Origin of the sequence: Mycobacterium sp. M26, assembly GCF_001494595.1 — a bacterium.
Classification (GTDB): domain Bacteria; phylum Actinomycetota; class Actinomycetes; order Mycobacteriales; family Mycobacteriaceae; genus Mycobacterium.
This window is the reverse complement of the sequence record NZ_LN929908.1, coordinates 2791521-2816451: the sequence shown is the minus strand read 5'-3', so window position 1 is coordinate 2816451 and position 24931 is coordinate 2791521. Positions and strand designations below refer to the sequence as shown.

Genomic DNA, 24931 nt, shown 5'->3' with positions numbered 1-24931 from the left:
CATCAGAGGAAGGGGATCAGATGGGCCTGCATGACGGACGGGTCGTCGTCGTCACCGGTGCCGGCGGCGGTATCGGCCGCGAACACGCGTTGGAATTCGCCCGCCAGGGCGCCCAGGTCGTCGTCAACGACCTGGGGCCGACACAAGGGGTCGTCGACGAGATCGTCGCGGCCGGTGGTCAGGCGGTGGGGAACAACGACGACATTTCCGACTGGGATGGTGCAGGTCGCCTGATCCAGACCGCGCTGGACGAGTTCGGCGGTCTGCACGTGCTGGTGAACAACGCAGGCATCCTGCGCGACAAGATGTTCGTCAACATGGATATCGACATGTGGGATGCCGTCATCAAGGTGCATCTGCGGGGGACGTTCGCCCCAACCAAGCACGCGGTGAGCTACTGGCGGGAACGGCACAAGGCCGGGGATCCTGTCGACAACCCCCGGATCGTGAACACCTCCTCGCCCTCGGGGCTATACGGTAACGTCGGCCAATCCAATTACGGCACAGCCAAAGCCGGGATTGCGGCGTTCACCGTCATCCTCGCCGACGAGTTGGCTCGGCTGGGCATCACGGTGAATGCGATCGCGCCCAGCGCGCTGACCCAGATGACACAGGGTCTGGATGCCTACGTCGCGGCGATGGCGGAGATCAAAGAGCGCACCGGGTTTGACGCCGGATCGCCTGCCAACATTTCACCGTTGGTCGTCTGGCTGGCCTCGCCCGAAGCGGCAGAGGTCACCGGCCGGGTGTTCAACGTCAAGGGTGGCGGGATCTCGGTGGCCGAAGGATGGGTGGCCGGCCCGGGCATCAGCCGCGAGGCCCGCTGGGACCCAGCCGAACTCGGCGAGGTCATCCCCAGTCTGCTCGCGCAGGCGCGACCTAACTCCGACGGGTCCGGTAAGCCCCGTGCCTGACATCGTCGACGGCATCCGGGTGGATGTCGACGGTCGCATCGGTACGGTCTGGCTTGATCGCCCGGAGCGGGGGAATGCCTTCGTATCTGCCATGCAGGTCGAACTGCACCGCCAACTCGACAGGCTCGACCGCGATGACACGGTTCGCGCCATTATCGTGACCGGCGCGGGAAAGTTGTTCTCGGCCGGCGCCGACATGGAGCCCGGCGGAACCAACTTCGCCTTCGATCCGGAGCAGCACCGGCGGGCCAAAGCCGACATGGCTGCCCGGCCCCGCCCGTGGCAGCTACGCACCCCGATCATCGGGGCGCTCAACGGCTCGGCGGTGGGAATCGGCCTCACCTTTCCCCTGCAATGGGACATCAGGGTGGTCAACGAGACCGCCAAGTACGGCTTCGTGTTCACCCGGCGGGGATTGATCCCCGAACAGAACTCACTGTGGCTGTTGCCCAGGCTGATCGGCATCGGCAAGGCAGTCGAGCTGCTGACTACCGGGCGGCTGTTCAGCGGTGCTGAAGCAAAGGAACTCGGAGTCGCGCACGAGGCTGTGCCGGGTGATGGCGTGCTTGCCAGAGCCCGCGAGATCGCTCAGGACATCGCCGACAACACCGCACCCGCCGCGGTGGGAATCACCAAGCAGATGCTCTACGCCATGCTCAGCGACACCGATCGCGAGGCCGCGTTCTGCCGAGAGTGGCAAACGTTCCGGTGGACCGGCCGCCAGGCCGACGCCACCGAAGGAGTGGAAGCCTTTCTCGGCAAGCGGGCTCCGCGGTTCAGCGGGCCGAAGTACGCCCAACTACCGGAGTTCAGCGGCGATTGGACCGGCGATGACTGACACCGTGCTCTACCAGGTCGACGACGGCGGAGCCGTTCTGCTGACGCTGAACCGTCCGGAGCGGCGCAACATGTGGACCGCGCAGATGGAGGCCGAGTTCTACGACGCGCTGGATCGCGCCGCTGCCGACGATCGAGTACGCGTCATCGTGGTGACAGGTGCCGGTGACTCGTTCGTTCCCGGACTGGACCCCCAGGTGCTTGCCGACGTCCAGGGCGGCGCCCTATACACGGCCAACCGGCGACCCCAGACCTACGCCACCACCATCCCGAAGCCGATCATCGGCGCCATCAACGGTTCCTGTGCCGGGATCGGACTTGCTCAGGCACTCACCTTCGACTACCGGTTCGCCGCCGCCGGAGCAAAATTCAGCACCGCCTTCGCCAAACGCGGGCTACCCGCCGAGGACGCCACGGCCTGGATGCTCGTGCGACTCGTGGGGCCGGCCCACGCGTTCGACCTGCTGGCGTCCGCCCGGATATTTCTCGCCGAGGAGGCCGAACACCTTGGTGTGGTCCAACATGTTTCAAGCACCGATGTCGTCGCCGACGCGATGGAGTTCGCACATCGGTTGGCGTCCACGGTGTCACCGGTCGCAATGGCGATGATCAAGTCGCAGATCTGGCACGACAGTGAGTCGACGATGGACGCCGCGAGGGTGCGAGCCCAGTATCTCTTGACGTTGGCCAAGGCCCAACCGGACTTCACCGAGGGGGTGGCCAGTCTGACCGAGAAGCGGCCGCCCAGGTTCCCGCCCTACTCACCGTTGAACTTCTGAAGAGAACCATGGACATCGATATCGCACCGGGCCATGCCGACTTCCGCGATGAAGTCCGCACCTGGCTGGCCGAGCACCTCGTGGGTGAGTTCGCCGAGCATGGCGGAGTGGGAAGTCCCACCGACGACACCGCATGGGACGTGCGTGTCGCCTGGGAACGGGAACTGGCTGAAGGCAATTGGCTGGGCCTGACCTGGCCGCGGGAGTACGGCGGCCGGGGCGCCGGCCTGGCCGAGGAAATCATCTTCGAGTACGAGTACGCGCGCGCCGCCGCGCCCGCCCGGGTCAACACGCAGGCGTTGGAACTGCTCGGCCCGACCCTGCTGGAATTCGGCACCGAGGCCCAGAAGCAACGCTTCCTGCCCAGAATCCTGGCCGTCGAGGAGATGTGGGGACAGGGTTTCAGTGAACCCGGCGCGGGATCGGACCTCGCCGCGGTCCGCACCAAAGCGGCGCTCGACGCCGACGGCTGGCACATCGACGGCCAGAAGGTGTGGACCACCTTCGGGCACCATGCCGATTGGCTGTATGTTCTGTGCCGCACCGATCCGGATATCACCCTGCGGCACAAGGGTTTGAGCCTGCTGCTGGTCGAGGTTGATCAACCCGGCGTGGATATCCGTCCGATCGAGAACCTCGCGCGCTCAAAAGAGTTCAGTGAGTGCTTCTTCAACGACGCTCGGGCCGACGCCGATATGGTTGTCGGTGGCGTGGGCCGGGGCTGGGGGGTCGTCATGGCGACGTTGGGAATGGAACGCGGCAGTGCGCTGATGCCCATGCAGCTGGCCATGCAGCGGGAAGTCTCCGATTTGATTGCGACTGCGAAAAGAAGCGGCGCCGTTGATGATCCGTGGCTGCGTCGGCGCCTGGTCGACGCCTACATCGGAGTCAACCTGATGCGATTCACCAACCTGCGGATCGTCGCGGACCTCCTCGATGAGGATAGTCCGGCGCCGGGTGCGGCTACGGCGGCCGCGGCGACGGTCTCCAAGCTGTTCGCCTCGGTACTGCACCAGGGGATCGGGGAGTTGTCGATGGACGTCCACGGTGTGGAGGCGGTCTACGAAGCCACCGAGCGCTCGGCTGAGGACGCGCGCAAGCTTTTCCTCTTGTCGCGGGCGGAGACCATCTACGGCGGCACCTCGGAGATCCAGCGCAACATCATCTCAGAGCGGGTGCTCGGGCTGCCGCGCTGATCCCCAATGAGTATAAATATGTTACTGTTTAACCTCCCATTGTTCTGGCACGATCCTCAGGAACTTGTATGGCGCTGATCACCACCCCCGAGCAGGAGGCCCTGCGTGACGTGATGCGTGCCTTCCTGCGCAAGTACTCCGCCGAGGAGCAGGTTCGTGAACAAATCGACTCGCAGTTGGGCTATGACGTTGACGCCTGGCGTACCGCCGCCGAACAGATCGGCCTGCAGTCGCTGATCATCCCCGAGGAGCTCGGGGGAGCCGGCTACGGCTTTGACGAACTGGCAGTGGTGATGGAGGAAGCAGGTCGCTGCCTGTTCACCGGCCCGCTGCTGTCGACGGTGGCGCTGGCCACCGGCGCTCTGCTCCTCTCGGGTGACGACGAGGCCTGCCAGCGCTATCTGCCTGCGATCGCCGAGGGTACGTTGACCGCTACCGTCGCCGTGACCGAAAGCACCGCCGAATGGTCCGACAGCGACATCCAGCTCAGCGCTCAACGCGCAGGGGACAGCTGGGTGCTCAATGGTACGAAAAACTATGTGCTGGACGGATCGCAGGCCGGGCTGATGTTGGTTGCGGCCCGCACGGACGCCGGGGTGTCGCTGTTCGCCGTAGAACGCGATGCTGTCGGCCTGACGACGACCAACCTGCCGGTGATGGACCTGACCCGGCGGTTGGCGACAGTGCGTCTCGACAACGTATCGGCCGCGCTGGTCGGTGCCGACGGTGATGGGTGGCGGACCTTGTCGCAGGTTTTCGACCGCGCCCTGGTTGCGCTGGCATGCGAGCAGGTCGGAGGTGCGGCTTTCGTCCTGGAGTCGACGATCGACTACCTCAAGGTGCGCCAGCAGTTCGGTAGGGCGATCGGGTCGTTCCAGGCGATCAAGCACCGGTGCGCCGACATGCTGGTCGAACTCGAGTCGGCCCGGTCGGCCGCAGGCTATGCCAGCGCCGCGGTGGCCTCGGGCGCCGAGGACGTATCGACGGCGGCCTCCATCGCCAAGACGTACTGCTCCACGGCGTATTACCACGTTGCCGCGGAAAGCATCCAGATGCATGGCGGAATCGGCTTCACCTGGGAGCATCCGGCGCATCTGTACTTCAAACGGGCGAAGTCCTCGGAAGTTCTGTTCGGTTCGCCGTCGGTTCATCGGGAGAGGATTGCCCGTCTGGTCCAGCTGGTCTGACGTGGCATCGACGACGGCGGGCGACGGCGTGCTTTCGGGCACCAGGGTGCTCGACTTCGGCAAACACGTCGCCGGGCCGTGGTGCGCGGCATTGCTCGCCGACCTCGGCGCGGAGGTCATCCGAATCGAGCGACCGTCCGGCGGCGACGATCGCTATATCGCGCCGGTGGCCGAAGACGGTTCGGGCGCAATGTATCTCGTCTGCAACCGTGGCAAGCGGTCGCTGACGCTGCAGGCGCACCGGCCCGAGGCGTCCGAGATCATCGATGCCCTGTTGGGCACCGCCGATGTGGTCGTAGCCAATCTGCCCGCTGAGACCCGCACGCGGATGGGCATCGAGTGGGCCGCGTTGCATGCGCGTCATCCGAGGACAGTGCTCGTCACCGCCACGGCGTTCGGCGAGGGGGGTCCCTACGCCGACCAGATCGGTTTCGACGGGACCATTCAGGCGCTCAGCGGTGCCATCGCCCTAACCGGTGAGCCTGGAGCACCGACACGATGCTGGGTGCCCTACGTCGACTTCACCACCGGAAGTCTTCTTGCTATGGGAACTCTTGCGGCTCTTCTGGATCGGCACCGCACCGGTGTGGGGCAACACGTGGAGGGCTCGCTGCTCAAGACCGGGCTGTTGATGACGAACAGGGAGACGGTGGAAGCCCGGGTGCGTGGTGTCCAACGTGAGCCGACCGGGAACCGGGGTCAGACGTCGGGGCCGTTCGACGTGTTGGCCACCAAGGACGGCCACGTGATGGCCTCGGTTGTCGGCAACCGGCAATTCCAACGGTGGTGCGAACTCGTTGGTCGGCCCGATCTCCTTGACGATCCGCGGTTCGCCACGGACACCGATCGGGGTGTCAACGGCGTAGAACTATCCCGGATTTTCGGGGACTGGTGTTCGACCCGCGCCAACGTCGATGTCATGGCCGAACTGCAGGAAGCCGGTATTGCTGCGGCCCCCGTGTTGCGTCCCGGGGAGTTTCTTGAGGATCCGCGCGTGCGCGCCAGCGGTCATCTGGTCGGCGTTGCCTATCCGGGGCTTCCAGTTCCCGCGCCGATCGCCGACTTCCCAGTCGGTTTGTCGCACAGCCCCGGTTACGTTCGCGGCCCTGCCCCAACGCTGGGCGCGGACACCACGGTTCTGCTGAAGGAACTCGGGTTCGGCGACAACCGCATCACACAGTGGCGCCGCGACGGGCTCATCTGACGGAAGGATGGCAATGACCGACGTACTTGTGGTCGAACGGCATGGTGGAGTCGCGTTGGTGCGCATGAACCGGCCCGAGCACACCAACGCCGCCGATGCGGCTCTGCACCGCCGGCTTGCGGAGGTATGGGACGAGATCGCGAACGACCACACGATCAAGTCTGTGGTGCTGACCGGGGCCGGAAAGGCGTTCAGCGCCGGCGGTGACTTCTCGCTCATGGTTGCCACCCGCAGCGACCCAGCCGTCGGCCATACCGTGTTCGAGGAAGCCCGGCGCACCGTGATGAGCATGCTGAACCTTCCACAGCCGTTGGTTGCGGCGATCAATGGTCCCGCGGTCGGGCTAGGCGCGAGTCTGGCCGCGCTGTGCGATATCGCGGTGGCTGCCGATACGGCGTTCCTCTCCGACCCGCATCTGGGCGTCGGACTTGTCCCCGGCGATGGTGCCGCCATGCTCTGGCCGCTGTTGGTCGGCCTCGCGCGGGCCAAGGAGCTGGTGTTCCTGGGCGAGCGCATCAGTGCCACCAGGGCGATGGAGCTTGGTCTGGTCAGTCGGGTTGTCCCGCAGGACAAGACGGTCGACACCGCGATGGAGATCGCGCAGCGGCTCGCCGCGATACCGCAGCGGGCGTTGCAGGACACCAAACGGCTGATGAACGCGCTGCCGTTGCGGACGCTGGCCGGAGTCCTCGATCAGGCGATCGCCGCCGAACGTCACAGTGTGCAGTCGGACGAGCACGGGCAATTGGTGCAACAGATGATCGACCGCGCGGAAGCGCGCCGGCGCCCAACCTAGCGATTGGAGCCTGAACCGTGCCTTCATCATCTAAACAGTTACAATCAATGAACTAGACGATTCGTTGAAGAGAAACACGGCACCGCACATGCAGAAGTCCTCGTTGGTCAAGGTTCCCAAGGCCAGCGAGTTGGTCGCGGCCAACTTACGCCGTCGCATCGTCACGGGAGATCTCAAACCGGGCGAGTTGCTGCCCAACGAAGCCGCATTGATGCAGGAGTTTGGTGTCTCACGCCCGACGCTGCGCGAGGCGTTCCGCATCCTGGAATCCGAGGCCATCATCACGGTGTTGCGCGGCGCGCGTGGCGGCGGTCGGGTCCTCGAGCCGGACGGCTCCGTGGCCGCTCGATACGTGGGAATCTTGTTGCAGTATCAGGGAACACCGCTCAGCGACGTCTACCGGGCCCGCACCGAGATCGAGGTCTCCGCAGTGGGCTTGTTAGGCAATAGCCGCAGCAAGTCGGCGATCCGTGAACTCAAGGAGCTGATTCAGGAAGGTGACGGCCTGACCGAGGACGAAGAGAAGTTCGCGCACTACAGCGTGAAGTTCCATCTGGCACTCGTCCGGGCCACCGGAAGCGCGACCATGGCGACACTGGGCCAGATGTTGTTCGAGATCATCGACGCCCACAACGCCGTCTTCATCGCTGCACACCCGAAAGGCTTCGAGGCCGAGGCGAACGTCACCGCACAGAAAGCCTACGTTCGGCTCGTCAAACTCCTCGCCGACGGCGACACCGAGGCCGCCCAGCGGCACTGGCGTCGCCATCTTGAGGCCGTCGAAAAATTCATGGTGGGAGAGTCTGACTCAACGTTGGTCGAGGTCCTCTCCTAGGTCCCCGCGACCAGGGCAACCCCGTTGTCGCGCAGGAAAGCCTTGCGCCGATCGTCACCCAGCCCGGCAACCCGAGAGAACAGCTCGGCCGGCTCCCGCAGCCCCTCGGCGTGCGGCCAGTCTGAGCCCATCACCAAGCAGTCCACGGTCCCCAGGCGATCGGCTAGCTCGGGAACATTGTCTTCCGGATACGGGACCACCCGAACGTGGTTCTTGAAAATGGTGCTGGGCCGCTCGCTCAGCTGGCCGCCGAGCCAGGTGCCGCCGCGTGCCATTCCCCGGCTCTTGTCCATGTGGCGAATGAAGTGCGGGATCCATTCCGCGCCGAATTCACTCGCCAGCACCTTGATGTTCGGATACCGGCCGAAGAGGTTATCGAAAATGAGCGCCGAGAGCGTGTCGGTGATGGGCCGCTCGCCGTAGGAGTTCTGCCACTGCCACGCTGAGAAGCCGAACGGCGGGCAGAGCTTCCAGCCCCAGTCCGCAGCGACGTTCTCCTGGTAGTAGAACTCGGTGATGTGGTAGCAGACAACGGCTTTGGCCTCATTGATTCGTGCCCAGAACGGATCAAAGTAGGGGTCACCTGGCGAGCGGCCGTACGCGGGGCCAGCGGGAAGGAGGATGAAACGTGCACCCGCGTCGAGCACTCGGTCCAGTTCTGCGCACGCCCGGCCCAGGTCTCGCATCGACAGCATCGCGGGCGCGTAGATGGTGTCCTTGTAGGCGAAACCCCAATCTTCCTCAATCCATTTGTTGAATGCGGTGAGATTGTCATAGAGCACCTCGGAGTCGTTGAGGTACGCCTCGGCAAGCAGGCCCCATCCGCTGGGATACATGATCGCCTTGTCGATCTGTTGCTCCTCGAGCTGGAGCAGACGCTTGTCGCGATCCAGATACTCCTCCTGGATCGGTTCGAAAAAGCGCTCCGCTTCTGCAGCATCTCCCGAGGCGCGCTGCTTGAGCATCTCTACCAGTGAGCCCGGGACGTAGGCCATGTCGAGGTCGTTCTCCAGCGCGGTCACCAGGCGATCGTTTGCCAGCAGCATCTTGTGCGCATATCCGGGAACGTTGACCGGTCGGACCGCGGTATGGAGCTTCGCCTTCGGCATGAACCGGGTGAACGCATCCTCGGTCTCCTGGGCGTGCTGGTCGAAGTCCGCCATGTGATAGGGCAGGGTGCCTACCGAGTTTGGAATGAGCGCCATGGCCTCTCCTTCATCAGAGCGTCTTTGGCGAGACGCTATCAAATTGAGAGACTCTCGCACAACTATTGGCGAACCGCCTCCGCGAACATCCGTCGAACCACCGGACCGATCGCTGCGGGACGCGCAGCGGACTGCCATTGCCAGAGCGCGGCAGTCAAGCACGCGATGGCCAGATTGGCGATCAACACATCCCCGGGCTCGATGTCGCCCCCGCGCTCGTCGGCGAGCTGGTGAGCGACGGCGTGCTCCCAGCGCAGCCGCATCCGCATACTGCGCGATTCCACGTCGCGCGTGGTCATCACCAGGCGCGTGACTCGCTGGGTCTCGGAATCGGCATCGTCGAGATAGCCCTCCGCGAAGCAGGCGATGGGTTCGCTCAAAGCCGCCAGGGTGGCGGCGCGGTCCTCTCGCGCGGCAACAAGCGCCACCATCTCGTCGACGGCGTCCTGTTCATTGGTGAACAGGACCTCCTCTTTTGATCCGAAGTATCGGAAGAACGTAGCGCTGGACACCCCGGCTTTCCGCGCGATCTGTTCGACCGTGGTCGCGGCATATCCGGCGGACTCGAACAACTCGATGGCGGCCGCCTCGATCTCCCGCTTGGTACGGGAGCGGTTCCGCTCGCGCAGGGATGTCATGTGCACTCTCGTCTGTGGCCGGTGTTGCTGGTCATTGACGATAGCAACGTGGGTTCGCGGTGGACGGCATCACGAAGCGTGCCCGAAAACACACTCAATCATTTATCGGATAGATTCGACCGATGAGCGAGCCCAGGGAACATCAGGGTCGGGTTGCCCTTGTCACTGCCGCTGCTGGGCAGGGAATCGGCAAGGCAATCGCGACGCGGCTGGCCGAGGACGGCGCCACGGTCGTGGTCACCGACTCCCATCCGACCCGGGTTGTGAGCGCTGCCAACGAGATTGCCGACAAGACGGGGGCGACGGTATACGCCCGCTGCCTGGACGTCGGCGTCCGGGACCAGATCGTGGAAGTCACCGACTGGGTGCTCGACGAGGTGGGGCCGATTGCCATCCTGGTGAACAATGCGGCACACAACGTGATCGGACCCATCTTCGACTACGACCCCGCCGATTGGGATCGGGTGCTTGCCGTGAATCTGAGCGGGCCGTGGATGCTGTCACGTCAGGCGATGCGTCAGATGCGCGACGCCGGCCATGGTGGGGTAATCCTCAACGTCTCCACCTATGCGCCGGACGTGGGGGGACTGGGTATCGAAGCTCCCTACGCGGTGTCGAAGGGGGGACTCAACGTCTTGACCCGAAGCTGCGCGCACGAGGGTGGCCCGTTCGGGATCCGGGTCAACACACTGACCATGGGCGCGGTGACCGGTACCCGGTTCATCGATGCATTGCATCCCGATCTCAAAGAACTGGAGCGCGCGAAATCGCCGATGGGAGTGTTACCGAATGTCGACGATATCGTCGCGGCGGCGGCGTTCCTGATCTCGGATCAGTCTCGGGCGACTACCGGTGAGATCCTCAACGTCGCCGCAGGTTCCCATATGCGCTACTGATGTTCGGGACGAGGAAGCGCCTCCGCGCCATCAGAATGCGACACGGCTGAGAGTCTCGGCCACCAACGCCGGCTTGGGATGGTCCTCGATCTCCAAGACCTGGCTGACCACCATCTGAACCGCGCCGTCGGGCAGCACGTCGGCAGCCTGCAGCGTCGAGCGCAACCGTACCCGTGCACCGATCGGTACAGGGGCCGGGAAACGAACCTTGTTGGAGCCGTAGTTGATGCCCATCTTCGCGCCATCGATGGTGTAGATCTGCCAGCCCAGCATGGGCAACAGCGACAGACTCAGGTAGCCGTGCGCTATGGGGCCACCGAACGGTGACTCCTTCTCCGCTCGTTCGACGTCGACGTGAATCCATTGATGATCACCGGTGGCGTCGGCGAATGTGTTGACTCGATCCTGCGTGATCGTCAACCAGTCAGTGACGCCGAGTTCCTCGCCGACGGCCGCCGTGATGTCTGCGGCGGAGTTGAACACGCGCATCGAATTCCTCCTCATGGCCGTGGCGGCCGGTAGCCGGCTGCCGAGGTACGCAGCGGAACACGGATCATTCGGCACCCGGCATCAGCATGGATTGCAGGGTGGGCTTGTCGGTCCCCTTGGCGAGGTCGGCGTTGTAGTACGTGTTGCCGTCCGGTGCCACGTACGCCCCGGTGGCCGGGTCGTATTCGGCCGCAGCCAAAGCCGGGACCAGGGTAGGGGGAGCCGGGGCTGAGCCGGGCTGGGGGGCGGGTACGTCCCCGCCCGACAACGTCGCATTGGGGTCCCCCTTCCAATTCATCCCGTCGTTGAGCGGGGGGCGGGTACGTCCCCGCCCGACAACGTCGCATTGGGGTCCCCCTTCCAATTCATCCCGTCGTTGAGCGGCACGTATGGTTCATCGCTCTCGCACATCTTGACGGTTGCGGCCCGCTTGCCCGGGCGTGTCTCGCACGGGATGTTGCGCGCCCCGCGCACATTCCAGCGCGAGTCCATCGGACGTCGGCAGTAGAGGTCGTCGGTGGGCCGGTCGGGGGCGTCGACCTCAACCGGAGTGCGCCGTTGCTGCGCAGGAAGGAAGCCTGTCAAGCATGGGGGAGGCAGATTCTGGTTCATCGTGTTGAAGCTCAGGAAGCTGCCCTTGTAGCCATAGGGCGTATTCAGATTGGGAATCAGGCTGCCCTGCAGGTTAGCCACACCCTGCGGCAGCAGCACCAGCAACTGCTCGATGTCGTTCTGATAGACCACGGCCACGTCACCGACGCTCGCCAGATTCGCCATCAGAACCGGCAGGGTCGGCTTGAGTCGGTCGAGTAACTGCCGGGCGGCGTCGGCTGCCGCGGGTCCGTTGTGCAGCAGACCGGCCACCGCGGTGTCCCGGTCACGGAGTTCACCGGTGATGGTGGCCAGATGCGACGTCCAGTCTGAGATCGCGTCACCCGTCTGGGTCTGGCTGTCGAGAACCGGCGCTGAGCCGTCGATGAGCGCGTTGATATCGTTCAGGTTCTGCTTGGCGCCACTGGCCAACGTCGTTGCCGCGGTGACGAATCGGGAGAATTCCGGTCCGAGACCGCCCAGCGCTGTGTAGCTCTCGTCGATGAGGGTCTTGACGCTGTCGTTCGGGATGGCCTGCAAGCCTTTGTTGGTCGCGTCGAGTAATGAGTTCAGACTGGGCGGTACGTTCGTTCTGCTCTCCGGGATGACGTCGCCATTGCGCAGTGGAGCAGATGTGGCGTCGCGCGGGGTCAGGGCGACGTACTGTTCGCCGATCGCCGTCTGGCTGTGAACCGCGGCGTCGAGATTCGACGGGATCTTGACACCCGAATCCATGGACAGCGTGGCCATCACCCCGGTGGGCGTCAGGTCTACAGACTCCACCCGGCCCACCTCTGTGCCCCGGTAGGACACATTGGCGGTCGGGTACAGGTTGCCCGACGAGGGAAGTTCCAGCGTCACGGTATAACGGCCGACGCCGAAAAGCATTGCCGGTAGGCCGATGTAGCCGATACCGACCGCGAGGAACGCCGCCAGGGCGACCACCGTGAACATCACGATCTGAATCTTGACTGTCTTCGTCAGCTGGTCCATCGTCTACGGTCCTTGATCCCATCTGTAGGGAATGACGAGGGGATTGCCCGCTGTGTAGGGCGTGGGCTGCATGCCGATGGTGCGTCCCCACTGCATCTCGAGCTCGGTGAGCTTTCCCTCCCAACGGGTTCCGGTGAAGATCGTGGCGTCGATCCGACTGAGCGTCAGGTCCAGAACGGCGGTCAGGTTCGCATAGTCGCCGCGGACCCAGTTCTCGAGATTCTCCTGCGGCCACGGATAGGTCGCCAGGACGCCGAGGGAACGAGTGAGTGCCGGTCCCGCGTTGGCCAAGGAGTCCAACACCGGACCCAGACTCCTGAGCTCGGAGGCAAGACTGTCCTTGGTCTGGTTGACGGTGTCGGTGGTCAAGGCACTGAACTGGCCCAGCCGGGTCAGCGCATCTGTGAGGTTGTTCCGCTGTTCATTAATGACCGCAAGCGCGTCGGGAAGCGTCTTGAGGGCACCGTCGAGTGTCGGCTTGTCCGCTGCGAACTGCCCCGCGAGATTGTTGAGGCTGTCGTTGGCGTGGATGATATCGGAGGACTGATCGTTGAGCTTCGCGACGAATGTGTCGATCTGCTGGATGAGGTTCCGCAGATCCTGCTCTCGGCCCCGCATTGCCGTCGACAGCGCCTCGGTGATGTCCTGGACCTTGCCGATTCCGCCGCCGTTCAGCAGGAGCGAGACCGCCGAAAGTGTCTGTTCCGTGGTCGGATACACCCCGGTCGAGGACAGCGGGATGAACGATCCCTCGTGCAGTCTGCCCTGGGGCGCGGCCGCAAGTGGCGGTGCCAGTTCGAGATGAAGCGAGCCGAGCAGGCTGGTTTGACCAATCTTCGCGGTGGCGTTCTCCGGAAGGTTGACGTCGCCGGCAAGGCGTGCCGTCACCAGGGCATGCCAACCCTGCCGCTCTACCTTGGTGATGCTGCCGACCGTCACGTCTGCGACCCGGACCCGGGAGTTCGGTTCGATGTTGATGGCATCTGGCAACTGCACTTGGATGGTAAACGAGCCCGGGCCACCGCCCGCTGTGCCAGGCAGCCGCAGCGAGTTCACGCCGCGCCATTCGCAGCCCTGCGTGGCCAGCACCGCTACCGCAGACAGCACGGTTGCGAACAAGCGAATCACTCTGCTGACCTTCATGATCCGCCTCCCTGCGGAACCATCAGTCCGGGCAGCCCGGCGGCGGGATCGGTGACCGCGGGAGCCGGCGCGGCCTCGGCGGGAAGCGGTGCACCGGCCGTGGGAGCGGCGGCGGGCTCGCCCGGCCCCGGCGCGGGATAGACACCTTCATAGAAATCTCTCACCCGGCCGGCTTCGGTGAGGGGGCGCAGCCAGTCCTCGCTGAAGGTCACCTCATTGGGCCTGGCCTCGGCGCCGACGATGGGGTTACCGCCGATCGGGGGGAAGTTCCACTGCCGGTTCTTGACGATGGGCGCCAGGTACTGCACGCACAGCTTGGCCGATTGTTCATTGTTCAAGCGAGATGCGGCTTGGATGGCGCCACAGATGAACGAGATTGGATTGGCGAAGTTCGCGAAGGCGAGCGCACCCGTGATGGACGCCGACGCGGGCTCGTAGATGTTGATGAAGTTCGAGAAGGCGGTCGGGGTGATGTGCAGTGTCTGCTTGAGATCGTCGAGACTGTTGTTCAGCGCCTGACTGATCGACGCGATCTTGTCGCTTGTCGTTCCGAGAGCTTCCCGGTGCTGGGATACGAAGGTGGTGGCATCTGCGACGACCGCGTTGAGGTCGCCGATCGCCCGGTCGACTTCGCTGGGGTCGTTGGCCAGTAAGCCTGTCACGGTGTCCAGGTTGACGTTGAGCTGGCGCATCAGATCGGTGCTCGACTGCAGGCCCTTGACCAGCGTGGAGAGGCTCTTGATCGTGCCGAAGAGATCGCCGCTGTGATCGCCGAGAGCTGAGAAGGTCTGTGACATCTGGATCAGGGCTTCACGGATCTGAGCGCCCTGGCCGCGAACGTTGTCGGCAGCAGTGTTGATGAACGAGCCGAGCGTGCTCACCCCGCCTGGCTCGGTCGGTTGCAGTGCGTCGGTGAGCTTCTGCAGTTGGGCACGCAAGTCGTCGTACTCGACCGGGACTGCGGTGCGTTCCTTGGGGATGACGTCACCGCTGCCGATGGTGGGGCCGGTGGTATAGGCGGGGGTCAGCTGGATGGCGCGGGCAGTCACCAGAGTGGGCGAGATGATGACAGCGTTGACATTGGTTGGCACTTTGTACTGTGAATCCACGCTGAACGTCACCCTGGCGTCCATCGGCAAAGGTTCGATTTTCTCGATCTTGCCCACAGGCACTCCGAGGATCATCACATCGTCGCCGACATACACGCCGTTGGTGTTCTCGAAGTACGCGACGATGCGGGTCTGGTCAGCACGCTGAACTGAGTGGAGCGCGAGAACGCTGCCGCCGACCAACACTCCAGTAAGCATGAGCCCCAGCAGGATTCGAGCAGTCCGCGAGATCCTCATCGGCCGGCCTCCGGGTCATTGGGTACGGGTGAACTCGGCGGCACCTCTCCTGGCGCCGGCTGATAAACCGGCGTCGGCGTGGGCGGCGGGGGGTGGGCCACCGGGCGCGGGCGCCGGGGGCGGCTCCCGGTAGGGATAGCGAGGGTCACCCGGATTGCCCGTGATCGCATCGGGCAGAGTCAATCTCGGCTCTCCACCCTGGCCGGTACGCGGGAATGGCGACGGCAGTGCCGGAGTCGCCGGCTGGCCCACCTGGGGATCGTGTAACTGCGACGGCAACAACACATTGGGGTCCAGGCCGAGGTCGGAGAACGCAGCGTCGACGAACGGCTGGACGAACTGCCCCGGCAACAGGTTGACGATGTAGGCATTGAAAAACGGGCCGGATCCCACCGACTCGCCCAGCGACATTGCATACATGTTCAGCAGTTTGAGCGACTTCTGCACCCGCTCCTTGCGGTTGTCGACGATGGAGAGGACGCCATTGAGTTTGTCCAGCGCCGGTCCGATTTGGTCTCTGTTCTCGGCGATGAAGCCCGACAACTGCTCACTGAGTGCCGAGATGTTGTTCGAGATCTCGTCGAGGGAACCGCTCTGCGACTGCAAAGCTAGTAGTAGGGAGTTGGCATCCCCGATCAGGCGCACCACCTGATCGCTTCGCTCTCGGAACACTCCTGTCGCCTTGTTCGCATTGGCCAGCAGATTGCGGAGTTGTTCGTCGCGGCTGTTCACCGCGCGGGTCAAGCGGGTAATCCCGTCGACCGCCATCCGAAGTTTGGGTGGGGAGTCTTTGAAGGTTTCTGCCAGCGTCTGCAATGACGTGGAGAGCGTGTCGGTGTTGAGATCCCGGATCGAGTTCGTCAGCTCGCCCAGTGCTTCGGGAAGCTGGTATGGCGAGGTCGTGCGCTCGAGGGGAATGGGTTGCGACAGCCGCCCCTCGCCGCGGGGCGTGACCGCGACGATCTTCGTTCCCAACAGCGTCTCGGTGTTGATGGCGGCTTCGGTCCGGTCACCCAACCGGATACCGTCGTCGACAGTGAAGTCGATGCGAACCTTCGCCCCGTCGAGCTTGATTCCGGTCACTTTGCCGACTTTGGCACCGGAGACCTGGACATCGGCACCGGTTTTCAAGGCGCCGGCATCGGCGAAGTAAGCGTGATAGGTCTCGGCCTGGGCGAATAGTGGAATCTTGTCGTACGTCAGGCCGCCGAGCACCAGTGCGGCCGTCACAGCCGTGCCGACGGCGCCGATGACGATGGGGTTACGTTCGGAGAACCGCTTCATTTGGGTGCGCACCGCCCCGTGTCTTGTCCGGCGACCTTGACGAATACCGGCTGACCGCCCTTGCCGTTGATTTTGAGGATCAGGTCGCAAAGGTAGAAGCTGAAGAAGTCACCGTAGAGGCCGAGCCGGGACAAGATCTGATACTTGTTCGGCAGGTCATCTAGCAGATGGTCGAAGTAATCCTTGTCCGACATGGTGGTGCCGGCCACCCGGTCTGTCTGGTGGACAACTTCTTTGAGCGGTGCGCGGTTGGTGGCCAACAGGTCTGCGACCGACGCGGCTGCCGCGTTGGTGTAGGCGATGCCGTTGGCGACGTCACTCTTGCGGTCAGCGAGACCCCGAACGAGTTGGCTGACCGAGTCGACGGCCTTGTCGAGTTGCTTTGCCTGGCCGCCTATGGAGTCCAGCACCGTATTGAGGTTGTCGATCACCTGGCTGATCAACTGGTCGCGATCGGCAAGGGTGTTGGTCAAAGCGGCGGTTTGGTCAAGGAAGGAATTGATCACGTCTCCCTGACCTTGAAATACCTGGATCAGTTGATTGGACAGCGCGTTGACTTGTTCAGGGTCGATGGCGCGGAACAGCGGGCGGAAACCGCCGATCAGTGCGTTGATGTCCAATGCCGGCTGTGTTCTGTCCAAGGGGATCGTCTGGCCCGGCTGCAGCCGCCTTACGCCGCCGGGGCCCTCCTCGAGCGCGAGATAGCGTTCACCGGTCAGGTTCTGGTACCGGATGACTGCTCGGTTGCCCTCGGTCAGTTCGACCGAGTTGTCAACGCCGAAAACCACATCGACCGTGGAGTCGTCGCGGACCGTGATCTTCTTGACCTTGCCCACTTCGACACCGGCGATGCGGACGAAGTTGCCGCCCTTGAGACCGCTCACATTGCTGAAGAGGGCGTTGTAGGTCTGTTGGCGCTCGAAGCGAAGCTGACCGAACACGGCAACGATCGCGAATATGCCTACTGCGCACAGCGTGAGAAACGCTGCGACACGCCACAGTGTGCCTCGCAGGTTCTCTCTCATCGTCGGCACCTCGTATCGCTGACTGTCATGGTGGGGGCGCTCCGGGTAGTCCAGCGAAGGGCAGAGGCCCTTCGGCGGGTAGCACCAGGCCCGGCGACGGCGGGCCGTCGCAGCGGTATGTGTCGGGTCCGGGTACGGCGCGTGTCACATTGAAGTAGTTGGCGAAGCATGGGTGGCCGAGCCCAACGTTGTCGCGGAGGTCCATGCCAGTGCCCCATCCAGTGTTCGTGACGAGTTGGCGGACCGGGTAATTCTTCGTGGCGTCCGGGAGTGAGCCGCAGCTGGGCTTTCCACCGGGTCCACCCTTGGCGGCGACGATCGGCAGATTGTCAGGGAAGACATACGGATCGTTGGCGAGGAGCAGCCCAGAATCGACAATCGTCGATTTGCCGTTGCCGCCGCTGGATGACGCGCCGCCATTGTCCAGCCACCACTTGGCGCCGACCAGGGTGCAGGTGAGTTCGGGGTTGTACTTCATGAGCAGGCTGGTGGTGGGGTCGAGAACGTTGATCGCCTTGACGATGGTGTCCTTGGCCGGTGCGAGAAGTTCCACGCCCGACTGGCCCAGACCGATGGTGTTGAGCAGTAACGCATCGAGGTCACCGGCGTGTTGGGTGATGGTCTGGCTCGTAATGGTCGCTGACCTTAGGGTTGCGAGTAGATTTCCCGCCGCCGCGCCGTATGTCTCGGTGAATCCGGCGAAGGACTGCCAATCGCGCGTGAGAGTGTCGCTGCGTGAGTTCAGTGAGTCCAGAACGTCATTGCTGTCGGTGATCGCCGTGCCGATGGCGTTTCCCTTGCCCCGCAGGCCGTCTGACAGTGTTGTGAGCACGCCGTTCAACTTCGCAGGGTCAACTTGATGTAGCAGTTCAACCAGGTTCTGGAACACCGTGTTGACCTCGGTGCTGACGTTCTTGGACCTCAGCACCGCGCCCGCGGCAAGTGGCTGACTACTCGGATCCTGCGGAGTGACGAACTCGACGTACTTCGGCCCAAATGCGGTACTGGCGGTAATCTGCGCCTCGACGTTGGCCGGAATGTACTTCAGCTGACTGGGGGAGATGTCCAGCTGGAGACTGACGCGCTGGCTCTCGCCGACCACCGCCGCCACTTTGCCGACCTGAACACCGCGCATTTTCACCACACTGCCGGGCTCCATCATCAGGCCTGCCCGGTCAGAGGTCAGTGTGATCGTGTCGTAGTGGGTGAAGGCCCTGTTGTACACCAGCCATGACAGGACGACTCCGCCGATGAGGACCGTCACCATGATCAGCGCGGACCAGGCGGGTGTGATGCGCGTTTCTCCCTTCCGTGGCTTCACTCGTTCATCCTGAAAGGTGGAAGTTGCCGGTTGGACCGTAGATGGCCAGGGACACAAACAGATTGACGAAAACTGAAAAAACCAGGGAGGCGCGAACAGCTCGGCCGACGGCCTCGCCGACGCCCGCAGGCCCACCGGTGGCGTTGTAGCCGTAGTAGGTGTGCACGAGCATGATGACCACCGCGCACACGATGACCACGAGGAACGACCACAGAAGATCTGTTGGATTCAGGAACGTGTTGAAGTAATGGTCGTAGACACCGGCGGACTGGCCGTAGAGGATCGTGGTGAACTTCGCGGCCCAGTATGAGGTCAGCACGGCCACGCAGAACAGCGGGATGACGACGATCACGCCGGCCACAACGCGACTGGACGCCAGGTAGGCCACCGAACGGACACCGATCACCTCGAGCGCATCGATCTCCTCGTTGATCCGCATCGCTCCCAACTGCGCTGTGGCGCCGGCGCCGATGGTCGCTGCTAAGCCGACGGTGGCGATCAGCGGTGCAGCCAGACGAGTGTTGATGAACGCGGCGGTGAACCCGGTCAGGGCTTCCACGCCGACGTCGGCGAGGGCGTTATAGCCCTGCACCGCGACGACAGCGCCGGCGAAGAGTGTGAGGAAGCCGACGATCACAACGGTGCCGCCGATGAGAATCAATGCGCCTGTACCCAAACTCATTCCGGCGACCGCACGGATCAGCTCGATGCGGTAGTTCTTGAGGACGTCGCCGGTGGACAGCAGCGTCTTGGCATAGAACTGGCTTTGTAGGCCCAGCCGATTCCAGCCGTCGACAATGTTTCGCCACCAGCCCGACACCCGGCCACCGAGATGGCTCGGCGCTCCCGCGGTCAATGCGGTGCCGCCTTGATTCCGATGGCCGTGACGACGACGTTGATCACAAACAGGGCCATGAAGGTGTAGATGACCGTCTCGTTGACGGCGTTGCCGACACCCTGTGCGCCGCCGCCCACCGACAATCCCTTGTAGCAGGCGATCAGGCTCGCGGCGAGGCCGAACAGCATGGCCTTGATCATCGCGACCACCACTTCCGGCAAGCCGACGATGAGGGTCAGGCTCGCCGCGAAGGCTCCCGGGGTGATGTGTTGGACGTAGACCGAGAACAGAAACGAGCCGACCAATCCCACCAGGGTCACGATGGCGTTCAGCATCAGCGCAACGATCGTGGCTGCCAGTACTCGCGGCACGACGAGCCGCTGGATCGGATCGATTCCGAGCACCTTCATCGCATCGATCTCTTCACGGATGGTGCGTGCGCCGATGTCCGCGCACATCGCGGTGGCGCCTGCGCCGGCAACAACCACGACGGTGACCATCGGACCGATCTGGTTGACGGTACCCAGCGCCGCACCGGCTCCGGATGCATCGGAAGCACCGATCTCGCCGAGAAGGATGTTGAGCATGAAGACGACGAGCGTCGTGAAGGGGATCGCGAGCAGCATCGTCGGCAGCAGGGACACCCGGGCGACGAACCATGTCTGGAGGATGAACTCCCGGAACGCGAACGGGGGCTGTGGCATCGCGACGAAGGTGTCGAGCGTCATTGCGAAGAACTCACCCACACTTCGTACGGGCTTGAGGGCAATGTCTGAAGCGGCCAACGCGCTGAGCCCTCCTTCTCCTGAGTCATCGATGCGCTTTCCGGCGCAATCCGTGTAGTGACGCCAACCACATCCCGGATGCGGATGGACGCTACACCATCCAATTCGCGTGGAGCAACCCTATCGGAACGCGTGTCAGCGCGTGTTGAATCGCGGTTATCAGATTTCCAATTGGTTAGCTGTGGTGAGGCCACGGGGTGGCCTCCGAAGCTGAAGACGCAGTGGCGTTTCTGCCCTATGAGGTGCGAATACTGTGTGAGACAGTGGGCCTTCGGGAGCGAATCCGGCTTGCGGGCAGCTGCACTAGTATTTGCCATACGCAGTCCACTCGGACGCGATGGTGTTTCCTAGAGATTGGTAGTGGAATGTTTTCCAGCAAATTCAAATAAGCGTGTTGAGCCTCCACGGTTTTGCCGAATCGATTTCGTCATTTCAAGCAATGCGCGCCGATCTGCACGGTCTCGTTCGAAATGGTTGCACCATGTGTTCAGCAAAGTGCAGAGTTGCTCTCTTCGGCCCCGATTTGTCGTGACCTGCGCCCGGCGCTTCTTGCTGCACGGGCGCGGTTGACGGGACAAAACCGCACGCTAGTGCCGGGTTCACTAAGTGGCTGTCGGTCGTGATGGGGCGGACTCAGCCCGGACGGCGGCGCCGACCAGTGCTCGTTAGCGAACAATTATTTATCTAATTGTCGGACTGCCCGGAGTGGGTTTGTGGCTTCGGGGAAGAATGACGCCCACTGCCATGGCGCCCGCCTCGCGACGGCGGAACTTGCGGGCAATACATCGAAGTCGGCTACGAGCCACCGGCGACATAAACAGATATACAATTAATCTATATCGTGCGTGGTGTGGACATAGTTGAAGGGCGCCGTGTCTCCGTGGCTGCCTGGTCGTCGACGCAAGGAGGGCGCAGTGCCTGCCCATATAGGTCAGAGTCGTCAGTCGCTGGACTACTACCGCCTGCCAGGCCGCTGGGCGTCTAGGTCACTGAGCCTTGCTGTGAGCATCGTGGCGACGGCGATGATCACGATGATCGTTGGAGCGCCGAACGCCGACGCCGACAACAAGCGGCTCAACGCAGGGATTGTGTCGAATGTGTACACGATCCAGCACCAGGCCGGCTGCACCGACACCATCAAGGTGAACCCACAGCTTCAGCTTGCGGCGCAATGGCACACGAACGACATGATGGCCAACCGAAGCCTCGACGGGGACATCGGGTCGGACGGATCGGCTCCTCAACAGCGCGCGCAGGCTGCTGGATTTCGCGGTGTCGTTGCTGAGACCGTGGCGATCAATCCCGCCTTGGCAATCAGTGGTCTTGAACTACTGCGACAGTGGAACGACAACCCCGCCTATCTGGCGATCATGCAGGACTGCGGCAACACGGCTATCGGGGTGTGGTCGGAGAACAGCCTTGACCGCACGGTCGTGGTTGCGGTCTACGGTCAACCCGCGGCCTGAGCGGCTTTTCTCACCACGAGACTGGGACTGCTCGCCTGCCCCAGAAGTTGAAGGGCGCAATCCGCTCGGGAGTTCCGTCAAGCCTGAGCGTCGGAAAGCTCTCGAGCAAAGCACTGAGTGCCACCCGCGTCTCGAGGCGGCCAAGCTGAGCGCCCGGGCACACGTGCGCGCCCCGCCCAAAAGCGATGTGGCGACGCAACTCCTCAGGTGACCGGTCCAGCCGGAACTCATCTGGATCTGAGAAGATCTCCGGATCCCGGTTGGCCGCAGCGTAATTGGCCTGGATCTTCGACTTCGCAGCGATCGCAACACCATCCAGTTCGACGTCGTGCACGCTGGTTCTGAACATACCCAGCACCGGCGCGTCGAAGCGCAGACTCTCCTCGATGGCCGTGTCGATGAGCGATCTGTCGGCCACCAGTGTCGCCCACCGCTCCGGTACCTCCAGGAGCCGCCAGATGAGGTTCGTCAGCAGTGACGTCGTCGTCTCGTTGCCGGCGAGGAGGAGGTTCATCAACGAGTTGCTGACCTCGAAATCCGTCAGCCGCCGACCGTCGTCTGCCTGGAAGACCAGCAGGGTTGACATCAAGTCGTCGGGAACCACAGTGCCGAGATGTTCGGGCCCCGGGTTGTCGACTGATGCCAGCACTTGCCTGCGAGGAGCGAGCTGTTGGTTCCAGTAGTTCTCGAGTTCACCGACGATGCGGTGGAATTCGCTGGTGTCGGTACTGTTCATCCCTTCCACCATCAGCGAATCGGACAGCTCCTTGAACTGGACGGTGTCGCCGGTGACACCGAGTAGCTTCGCGATCACCGCGACCGGAAGGGGCGAGGCGAACAGGTCGTGGAAGTCACCCGGGCCGTGGGCGCGCATGTCAGCGACCAAGCCGTCGGTCAATGCGGTGATGGTTGGCGTCAGCGCCTCCACGGCCTTCGGCGTGAGACCCGCCATGACTGCGCGCCGGAATCTCAGATGCTCGGGACCGTCATTGTTGAAGCCCACTCCGCGCTGAAACTGTGGGGACAGACCGTAGCGGGCTGTCCAGTCATCTCGATTCATCACGACCTCGACCACGTCCTGGTACCTGAACGCGGTGTAGAACGGCGGTTCGTGGTCGGTGAATCGGTGCACCGGGCAGGCCGCCCGCATGGCGGCGTAGCGGGGAAACGGATCCTCGAGCACGTCGGGGTCGAACGGGTTGTACTCAGGGCATCCGGTCATCGGGTCGCTCGAATCAATTAAGGGTCCAGTATGGTCCCCTAATGATGTCGAGAGTTGGCGCGGGCGTCAAGGGGTGGGATGCTTCGGGCGTGGGCACTGCCGACCATGCGACCCGTCCGAGCGTCGGCCGACCGCGGGATGGCGCACTAACGCAGCGGATTCTGCAGGCGGCCCGCCAGGAGCTCGCCATCGCGGGCGTCGACAACTTCAGCATCCGTCAAGTGGCGCAGCGAGCCGGCGTTACGCGCAAGGCGGTAGCCGCGCGCTGGTCGAACGCCGAGGAACTGCTTCGGGCCGCTCTCGGAGCTATCGACGAACTGCAGTTTGAACCGACCGGGGATCTTGCGAGTGATCTCATGGAGCTTGGGGCACTGTTCATTTCGGGCTTGGAGTCGGGTGCGTTGGATCTCCAGCTCCGGGTGACGGCCGACGCCTTCGACCATCCGGAGATCTACGCGGAGCTTCAGCGCCGGGTGGAGCGGCCGATGTCCCACGCCCTGACCCGAGCCTTCAAAGCTGCCCAGAAGTCCGGCCAGGTGCGAAGCGGGGACGTGACCTGGTTGGTGCGGGCCTTCGTTGGGGCGCTTCTCGCCACGACATTCGGGCAGCCGGGTCGTAGCGCCCCATCGACTGCCGACCTGGCTGAGTTGGTTGCCGAGATGCGGACGTGGGCTGCGGTTCCCTCCGATTGAGGTTTCTGAAACCGCATGTCGGAAGGCCTGTACACCGTCAACATTACAACGTATAGTTGAAGGAGCGTTGAATACCCAGCCGCGCAACCCCCATGGCGAAGCCAAAGGAGTCATGACATGACCGAAACGATGTCGTCCTCGGCCGCAAGCGCGGCGGACGCGCGAGCCAAGATCTGGGCGCACTCGGCGGACTCGCACCTGATGGAGCCGGACGATCTGTGGACCTCGCGGCTTCCGAAGGCATTGGCGGATCGCGCCCCTCGCACCGAGCGCGGTGAGAAGTTCGAGATCATCTCCGTTGACGGCCACAGCATGAGTCGGCAACTCAACGATTTCATGGACGCCATGCGGCCGCCGGGGATGAGGGACCTGGACATTCGGCTCAGTGATCTCGACCGCGAGGGCGTCCGCTGCCAGCTGGCCTTCCCGTCGATCGGCTTCTGGAGCGCCAACATCGTCGATGCCGAGTTGTCCCGAGCGGTTGCGCACGCGTGGAACGAATGGGCTCGTGACGACATCATGAGCCGGCAGAATCGCATCATGGCCACGGCGATCCTGCCACTAGTAGAGGTCGCCGACAGTGTGCGTGAGTTGGAATGGGCTGCGGAGAACGGCTTTCAGGCGGTGTTCCTCCCGTGCGGAATGTCGGCAGACAAGGAATGGGGTCTGGACATCTGGGAACCGCTGTGGGATGCCGCGGTGGCGAACAAGATGGTGCTGGCCTACCACATCGGCACCGGCGCGGAGACCGTCGTTTACCGGGGACCCGGCGGCGCTGTGGTGAACTACATGGAGACGACCTACCCCGGCATGAGGGTGGTTTCCCATCTGGTGGCCAGTGGTGCCCTGGATCGTCGACCTGAGCTGAAAGTGCTGATGGCAGAGGGTGGTGCAGGGTGGGTACCGGCCATCGGTGATCGAATGGATGAGGCATACCGTCAGCACGGGATGTTTGTCCGGCCGCAGCTGGGCCGCCTGCCAAGCGAGATCGTTCGCGCACAGGTGTACGCCTCGTTCCAGCACGACATCAGCGCTGTGCAGATCATCGAGAACACCGGCTACGACAACGTGTTGTGGGGTGACGACTACCCGCATCTCGAGGGTACCTACGGCCATACCCAGGAGACGTTGCATCACGTCTTTGATGGCGTGGATCCTCGGATCACCGATCGGGTGCTGCGCGGCAGCTTCGAGGAGTTGTTCGAAGTTCCGAGTGTTGAGCACCTGAGCACGCAGACCACCGGGTAAG

The 24931-nt window shown here is 63.4% G+C and carries 22 protein-coding genes and 2 pseudogenes; 12 read left to right on the top strand and 12 right to left on the bottom strand.

Annotated features, from left to right (window positions below):
* Positions 1 to 20 precede the first annotated feature (20 nt).
* The 8 genes from BN3385_RS22755 to BN3385_RS22720 all read left to right on the top strand — a co-directional run bounded on the left by BN3385_RS22755 (position 21) and on the right by BN3385_RS22720 (position 7748).
* Positions 21 to 914 carry an SDR family oxidoreductase gene (locus tag BN3385_RS22755; RefSeq protein WP_059020223.1) on the top strand — a complete coding sequence of 298 codons (894 nt, stop codon included), beginning with the start codon at positions 21 to 23 and terminating at the stop codon, positions 912 to 914.
* A complete protein-coding gene (locus BN3385_RS22750) occupies positions 907 to 1752 on the top strand; it encodes an enoyl-CoA hydratase-related protein (protein WP_156432853.1) in 846 nt (281 codons plus the stop codon). The genes BN3385_RS22755 and BN3385_RS22750 overlap by 8 nt, the downstream gene beginning before the upstream one ends.
* Positions 1745 to 2530 carry an enoyl-CoA hydratase-related protein gene (locus BN3385_RS22745; RefSeq protein WP_059020221.1) on the top strand — a complete coding sequence of 262 codons (786 nt, stop codon included), beginning with the start codon at positions 1745 to 1747 and terminating at the stop codon, positions 2528 to 2530. Before BN3385_RS22750 ends, BN3385_RS22745 begins: the two co-directional genes overlap by 8 nt.
* Before the next feature lie 8 nt (positions 2531 to 2538).
* Complete coding sequence (locus BN3385_RS22740) at positions 2539 to 3726, top strand: acyl-CoA dehydrogenase family protein (RefSeq protein WP_059020218.1); 1188 nt, start codon at positions 2539 to 2541, stop codon at positions 3724 to 3726.
* A gap of 68 nt (positions 3727 to 3794) precedes the next feature.
* Complete coding sequence (locus BN3385_RS22735) at positions 3795 to 4913, top strand: acyl-CoA dehydrogenase family protein (RefSeq protein ID WP_059020216.1); 1119 nt, start codon at positions 3795 to 3797, stop codon at positions 4911 to 4913.
* Position 4914: 1 nt separating this feature from the next.
* Positions 4915 to 6117 (top strand): CaiB/BaiF CoA transferase family protein, encoded by a 1203-nt coding sequence (locus BN3385_RS22730; RefSeq protein ID WP_231748798.1) that lies wholly within the window; start codon positions 4915 to 4917, stop codon positions 6115 to 6117.
* 13 nt (positions 6118 to 6130) lie between these two features.
* On the top strand, positions 6131 to 6913 hold the full coding sequence (locus BN3385_RS22725) for an enoyl-CoA hydratase/isomerase family protein (RefSeq protein WP_082690598.1): 783 nt from the start codon (positions 6131 to 6133) through the stop codon (positions 6911 to 6913).
* 88 nt (positions 6914 to 7001) lie between these two features.
* A complete protein-coding gene (locus BN3385_RS22720) occupies positions 7002 to 7748 on the top strand; it encodes a FadR/GntR family transcriptional regulator (RefSeq protein WP_059020213.1) in 747 nt (248 codons plus the stop codon).
* On the opposite strand, the gene BN3385_RS22715 is transcribed toward BN3385_RS22720, so the two are convergent.
* Together BN3385_RS22715 and BN3385_RS22710 are read right to left on the bottom strand one after the other, a co-directional pair.
* The gene (locus BN3385_RS22715) at positions 7745 to 8953 is read right to left on the bottom strand and encodes an amidohydrolase family protein (RefSeq protein ID WP_059020211.1); all 1209 of its coding nucleotides are present in this window, start codon (positions 8951 to 8953) and stop codon (positions 7745 to 7747) included. The two genes, BN3385_RS22720 and BN3385_RS22715, sit on opposite strands and share 4 nt — an antisense overlap.
* Before the next feature lie 62 nt (positions 8954 to 9015).
* Positions 9016 to 9591, bottom strand: a complete 576-nt coding sequence (locus BN3385_RS22710) for a TetR family transcriptional regulator (protein ID WP_059020209.1) — start codon at positions 9589 to 9591, stop codon at positions 9016 to 9018.
* Between the two features lie 122 nt (positions 9592 to 9713).
* On the opposite strand from BN3385_RS22710, the gene BN3385_RS22705 reads away from it, so the two are divergent.
* Positions 9714 to 10487 (top strand): SDR family NAD(P)-dependent oxidoreductase, encoded by a 774-nt coding sequence (locus BN3385_RS22705; protein WP_059020207.1) that lies wholly within the window; start codon positions 9714 to 9716, stop codon positions 10485 to 10487.
* Between the two features lie 30 nt (positions 10488 to 10517).
* Here the strand turns inward: BN3385_RS22705 and BN3385_RS22700 are convergent, their stop codons facing one another.
* The 9 genes and pseudogenes from BN3385_RS22700 to BN3385_RS22660 all read right to left on the bottom strand — a co-directional run bounded on the left by BN3385_RS22700 (position 10518) and on the right by BN3385_RS22660 (position 20245).
* Positions 10518 to 10976 (bottom strand): MaoC family dehydratase, encoded by a 459-nt coding sequence (locus BN3385_RS22700; RefSeq protein ID WP_059020205.1) that lies wholly within the window; start codon positions 10974 to 10976, stop codon positions 10518 to 10520.
* A gap of 64 nt (positions 10977 to 11040) precedes the next feature.
* A pseudogene (locus tag BN3385_RS22695) lies at positions 11041 to 12560 on the bottom strand (MCE family protein).
* Between the two features lie 3 nt (positions 12561 to 12563).
* On the bottom strand, positions 12564 to 13703 hold the full coding sequence (locus BN3385_RS22690; RefSeq protein WP_059020202.1) for a virulence factor Mce family protein: 1140 nt from the start codon (positions 13701 to 13703) through the stop codon (positions 12564 to 12566).
* Positions 13700 to 15049: an MCE family protein gene (locus BN3385_RS22685; RefSeq protein ID WP_059020200.1), complete on the bottom strand. Its 1350-nt coding sequence runs from the start codon at positions 15047 to 15049 to the stop codon at positions 13700 to 13702. Before BN3385_RS22685 ends, BN3385_RS22690 begins: the two co-directional genes overlap by 4 nt.
* Positions 15046 to 16333 (bottom strand): annotated as a pseudogene (locus tag BN3385_RS22680) (MCE family protein). The gene BN3385_RS22685 and the pseudogene BN3385_RS22680 overlap by 4 nt, the downstream one beginning before the upstream one ends.
* Complete coding sequence (locus BN3385_RS22675) at positions 16330 to 17358, bottom strand: virulence factor Mce family protein (RefSeq protein WP_059020198.1); 1029 nt, start codon at positions 17356 to 17358, stop codon at positions 16330 to 16332. Before BN3385_RS22675 ends, BN3385_RS22680 begins: the two are co-directional and overlap by 4 nt.
* Positions 17359 to 17383: 25 nt before the next feature.
* Positions 17384 to 18679, bottom strand: coding sequence for an MCE family protein (locus BN3385_RS22670; RefSeq protein ID WP_059020196.1), 1296 nt, complete (start codon positions 18677 to 18679; stop codon positions 17384 to 17386).
* Positions 18680 to 18683: 4 nt separating this feature from the next.
* Positions 18684 to 19535, bottom strand: coding sequence for an ABC transporter permease (locus BN3385_RS22665; RefSeq protein WP_059020194.1), 852 nt, complete (start codon positions 19533 to 19535; stop codon positions 18684 to 18686).
* Complete coding sequence (locus BN3385_RS22660; protein ID WP_059022336.1) at positions 19532 to 20245, bottom strand: ABC transporter permease; 714 nt, start codon at positions 20243 to 20245, stop codon at positions 19532 to 19534. Before BN3385_RS22660 ends, BN3385_RS22665 begins: the two co-directional genes overlap by 4 nt.
* Positions 20246 to 21324: 1079 nt before the next feature.
* Here BN3385_RS22660 and BN3385_RS22655 point away from each other — a divergent pair.
* Positions 21325 to 21768, top strand: coding sequence for a CAP domain-containing protein (locus tag BN3385_RS22655; protein ID WP_059022335.1), 444 nt, complete (start codon positions 21325 to 21327; stop codon positions 21766 to 21768).
* Between the two features lie 10 nt (positions 21769 to 21778).
* Here BN3385_RS22655 and BN3385_RS28745 read toward each other — a convergent pair whose 3' ends face one another.
* Positions 21779 to 22951 (bottom strand): cytochrome P450, encoded by a 1173-nt coding sequence (locus BN3385_RS28745; protein ID WP_231748796.1) that lies wholly within the window; start codon positions 22949 to 22951, stop codon positions 21779 to 21781.
* A 128-nt stretch (positions 22952 to 23079) separates the two neighbouring features.
* Between BN3385_RS28745 and BN3385_RS22645 the strand changes: the two genes are divergently transcribed.
* Together BN3385_RS22645 and BN3385_RS22640 are read left to right on the top strand one after the other, a co-directional pair.
* Complete coding sequence (locus BN3385_RS22645; RefSeq protein ID WP_059022333.1) at positions 23080 to 23682, top strand: TetR/AcrR family transcriptional regulator; 603 nt, start codon at positions 23080 to 23082, stop codon at positions 23680 to 23682.
* A 117-nt stretch (positions 23683 to 23799) separates the two neighbouring features.
* A complete protein-coding gene (locus BN3385_RS22640; RefSeq protein WP_231748795.1) occupies positions 23800 to 24930 on the top strand; it encodes an amidohydrolase family protein in 1131 nt (376 codons plus the stop codon).
* Position 24931: the final 1 nt, after the last annotated feature.

Bases quoted from the DNA above. Each gene is read 5' to 3' on its own strand.
- BN3385_RS22755 (WP_059020223.1), top strand. From the start codon at position 21: ATGGGCCTGCATGACGGACGGGTCGTCGTCGTCACCGGTGCCGGCGGC.
- BN3385_RS22745 (WP_059020221.1), top strand. From the start codon at position 1,745: ATGACTGACACCGTGCTCTACCAGGTCGACGACGGCGGAGCCGTTCTG.
- BN3385_RS22740 (WP_059020218.1), top strand. From the start codon at position 2,539: ATGGACATCGATATCGCACCGGGCCATGCCGACTTCCGCGATGAAGTC.
- BN3385_RS22735 (WP_059020216.1), top strand. From the start codon at position 3,795: ATGGCGCTGATCACCACCCCCGAGCAGGAGGCCCTGCGTGACGTGATG.
- BN3385_RS22725 (WP_082690598.1), top strand. From the start codon at position 6,131: ATGACCGACGTACTTGTGGTCGAACGGCATGGTGGAGTCGCGTTGGTG.
- BN3385_RS22720 (WP_059020213.1), top strand. From the start codon at position 7,002: ATGCAGAAGTCCTCGTTGGTCAAGGTTCCCAAGGCCAGCGAGTTGGTC.
- BN3385_RS22715 (WP_059020211.1), bottom strand. From the start codon at position 8,953: ATGGCGCTCATTCCAAACTCGGTAGGCACCCTGCCCTATCACATGGCG.
- BN3385_RS22710 (WP_059020209.1), bottom strand. From the start codon at position 9,591: ATGACATCCCTGCGCGAGCGGAACCGCTCCCGTACCAAGCGGGAGATC.
- BN3385_RS22705 (WP_059020207.1), top strand. From the start codon at position 9,714: ATGAGCGAGCCCAGGGAACATCAGGGTCGGGTTGCCCTTGTCACTGCC.
- BN3385_RS22700 (WP_059020205.1), bottom strand. From the start codon at position 10,976: ATGCGCGTGTTCAACTCCGCCGCAGACATCACGGCGGCCGTCGGCGAG.
- BN3385_RS22690 (WP_059020202.1), bottom strand. From the start codon at position 13,703: ATGAAGGTCAGCAGAGTGATTCGCTTGTTCGCAACCGTGCTGTCTGCG.
- BN3385_RS22685 (WP_059020200.1), bottom strand. From the start codon at position 15,049: ATGAGGATCTCGCGGACTGCTCGAATCCTGCTGGGGCTCATGCTTACT.
- BN3385_RS22675 (WP_059020198.1), bottom strand. From the start codon at position 17,358: ATGAGAGAGAACCTGCGAGGCACACTGTGGCGTGTCGCAGCGTTTCTC.
- BN3385_RS22660 (WP_059022336.1), bottom strand. From the start codon at position 20,245: ATGACGCTCGACACCTTCGTCGCGATGCCACAGCCCCCGTTCGCGTTC.
- BN3385_RS22655 (WP_059022335.1), top strand. From the start codon at position 21,325: ATGATCACGATGATCGTTGGAGCGCCGAACGCCGACGCCGACAACAAG.
- BN3385_RS22640 (WP_231748795.1), top strand. From the start codon at position 23,800: ATGACCGAAACGATGTCGTCCTCGGCCGCAAGCGCGGCGGACGCGCGA.